At 36.3% G+C, this 3039-nt stretch carries 4 protein-coding genes; all 4 read left to right on the forward strand.

The window, feature by feature from the left end:
* A partial coding sequence (locus U9Q18_00325; protein MEA3312804.1) for a potassium transporter TrkG occupies positions 1–506 on the forward strand: 506 nt, incomplete at its 5' end.
* 12 nt (positions 507–518) lie between these two features.
* Positions 519–1175, forward strand: a complete 657-nt coding sequence (locus tag U9Q18_00330) for a TrkA family potassium uptake protein (protein ID MEA3312805.1) — start codon at positions 519–521, stop codon at positions 1173–1175.
* Entirely contained in the window at positions 1172–1891 is a 720-nt protein-coding gene (locus U9Q18_00335) for an HAD family hydrolase (protein MEA3312806.1), read from the forward strand. The genes U9Q18_00330 and U9Q18_00335 overlap by 4 nt, the downstream gene beginning before the upstream one ends.
* Positions 1878–3039, forward strand: a 1162-nt coding sequence (locus tag U9Q18_00340) for an aromatic amino acid ammonia-lyase (protein ID MEA3312807.1), incomplete at its 3' end; no start/stop codon positions are given. The genes U9Q18_00335 and U9Q18_00340, both read left to right, overlap by 14 nt.

The following is a 3039-nucleotide window of genomic DNA, read 5'->3' on the forward strand; positions in this document are numbered from 1 at the left end:
TCAGTACAGTGGCTATAAAAAATCTTAATCAGTCTACTCAGTTTATCTTGACATGGTTTATGCTTATAGGAGGTTCTCCTGGAGGTACAGCAGGTGGAATAAAAACTACGACATTTATTGTTATTACAGGATTAGTTATTTATTCCATAAGACGAAAAGGAGACGTGGTTATAGGCAAGAGGGCGATAAAAAAGGGAACTTTGATGCGTGCGGTATTTGTATTTGGATTTGCCATTTTTGTGATTGCTGTTGCAACTCTTGTTATTCTTTTTGTGCAAGGTGGCGAGTTTACATTTTTACAAGTTTTGTTTGAGGTAATTTCAGCATTCGGGACAGTAGGTCTTTCTACAGGTATTACTACACATCTTTCATCTATTTCGCGTTTTGTAATTATTGTTACAATGTTTGTAGGGAGAGTAGGATCGATGAGTTTAGTTATTAGCATGATGGGGAGAAGAAAAACCCCGCATATAGGCTATCCAGAAGAGGATATAGCCATAGGTTAGGAGGCAATAATTATGAAAAAACAGTTTGGAGTAATAGGACTGGGGAAATTCGGTGCAGCTGTTGCTACACATCTTGAAGAATTAGGATGTACAGTGATTGCTCTTGACAAAGATCCCGATCTTGTTGACGATATTAAGGATGAAGTGAGTTTTGCTGAAGTTGTTGAAGCAGCCAATCCAGAAGCTCTTGCGGCAACAGGTATCAAAAATTGTGATGTTGTTGTTGTTGCAATAGGGGAAGTTCAATCCAATATTCTTGTTTCCCTTGTTTTAGAAGAGTTGGGAATTACTAATATTATAGCAAAAGCGAGTAGTGAAGTACATGGAAGGGTTTTAAAAAAGATCGGAGTGAAGGAAGTTGTATTTCCAGAAAAGGATATGGGCACCAGGGTAGCGAATAAAATTACTTCTTCAAATATCCTTGACTACATTTCAATAGCAAAAGAATTTGATATTATTGAGTTTGAGGTATCTAAAAAGCTATTGAAAAAGAGCTTGAAAGAGCTTTCCTTGAGAAACAGATTTGGAATAACGGTGATAGCAATTAAAAAAGGAAGTGAGATAATTGTTTCCCCTAATGCTGAGGAAAAAATTTTCGAAGGAGATTCCTTGTTTCTTGTAGGCAAAACTTCTGATATTGGAAAATTTGAAAGGGAATTTTCAAAATGATAAAACTTGTTACTCTGGATTTATGGGATACATTGATTACAGACAAAAAAGATAATGAAAGGGAACGAGATTTAAAGCGAACCGATTTTATATTAAAAACGCTTAATCTTCCCGATGAGTATCGAGGAAAAATAGCAGATTATTTTAACGAACTTGATAAATCTCTTAAACATCTATCTAATGAAAATGACTGGGCAATTACTCCGGAAGCACAACTTCAGCACCTGTTTACGACAATAAACGCACATCCTTCTAATAAACAGTTTCTATCAATCTTAAAATTTTATACAGAATGTGATCTTGATAACCCGCCAGTGCTTATTGAAAACGATATCAATATATGTCTGGAAAAGCTTAAAGACAATTATAATCTTGTTCTTATATCAAATACAGGGCGAACACCTGGTAGAGTTCTTAAGAAACTTCTGAAGGAGTTCAAAATTTTAAACTATTTTGATATGCTAATTTTTTCTGATGAAGTAGAAATGCGTAAGCCTGAGCCCAAAATATTTTTTACTGCTTGTGAGGCATTTCATGTACTTTCGAAAGAAGCCGTACATGTTGGGGATTCGATTTTAATGGATTTTAATGGAGCCTTAAGTGCGAAAGTAAACCCTGTTCTTTATTTGCCAAATGGAAATCCACCAGTAACACCTTTTATAAGAAGCTTATTTGAACTAAAGGATTCAATGGGTAAATATTATGATAAAAATTAGTGGTGAAAAACTTTCTTTAGAAGAGATTGAAAGTATTGCAGATAGTTTTGAAGAAGTTCGGTTGGCAGAAGAGGCGTTAAATAAAATCAATACTTCTTCTGAATATGTAGAAGAAATAGTAAAAAAGAGGAAGATTATTTATGGTGTAACTACTGGATTTGGTAAACTTTATGACAGAGTTATAAGCGAACAAGATATTGCCAAACTGCAGGAAAACCTTTTGAAGAGCCATGCTTCAGGAATAGGAGAACCTCTTTCCGAAAGAGAGGTTCGCGCAGCGATAGTAGTACGTGCAAATTCACTTGCGAGGGGATACTCCGGCATAAGAAGAATTACAATAGAAAAGCTTATTGATCTGTTGAATTACAAGATTTATCCGTATGTTCCTTCGTATGGCTCCCTGGGGGCATCAGGAGATTTAGCCCCACTTTCACATATTGCTCTCCTTATTATAGGCAGGGGCAAAGTGATAAGGAATGGGATAATTCAAGATGCGTTGCCTGTTTTAAAAGAAAAAGATATCGAGCCACTGAATGGTTTAAAGGCAAAGGAAGGGTTGGCTTTAATAAACGGAACAGCGGTAGAAGCAGGTATTGCGTCGCTTTTATTAACTGAAGCAAAATATATCTTTTTTGTCTCTCTTAAAGCTGCTTCTCTTTCTATGGAGGCACTGCGTGCAAGAAAAGAAGCTTTTGACTTAAGAATTCAGAGGGTAAGACTTCACCCAGGCCAGGAAGAAGTAGCAAAATTCGTGTTAAACGAGACTATCGGGAGCAAATTAATAAATTCAGTAAACAGAGTACAAGATGCTTATTCTATTCGCTGCATTCCTTCTGTGTATGGAGCTGTTCTGAATAATTTAAAATTTATTGAAGATACATTAACTAAAGAGGTAAATGCAGTGACTGACAATCCTATTGTATTTGAGGAGGATGATGATGTTCTTTCCGGGGGCAACTTTCATGGTGAATCAGTTGCTTTTGCAATGGATCTTTTTGGCATTGTTGCGTCTGAGATAGGCAGTATTACGGAGAGGCGAATAAATAGATTATTGAATCCCGCATTAAGTGAAGGTTTACCTGCATTTTTAATCAAAGATGCGGGACTTAATTCTGGTTTGATGCTTTTGCAGTATACAGCAGCTGCGC

This window comes from Caldisericota bacterium (genome assembly GCA_034717215.1).
Lineage (GTDB): Bacteria > Caldisericota > Caldisericia > Caldisericales > Caldisericaceae > UBA646.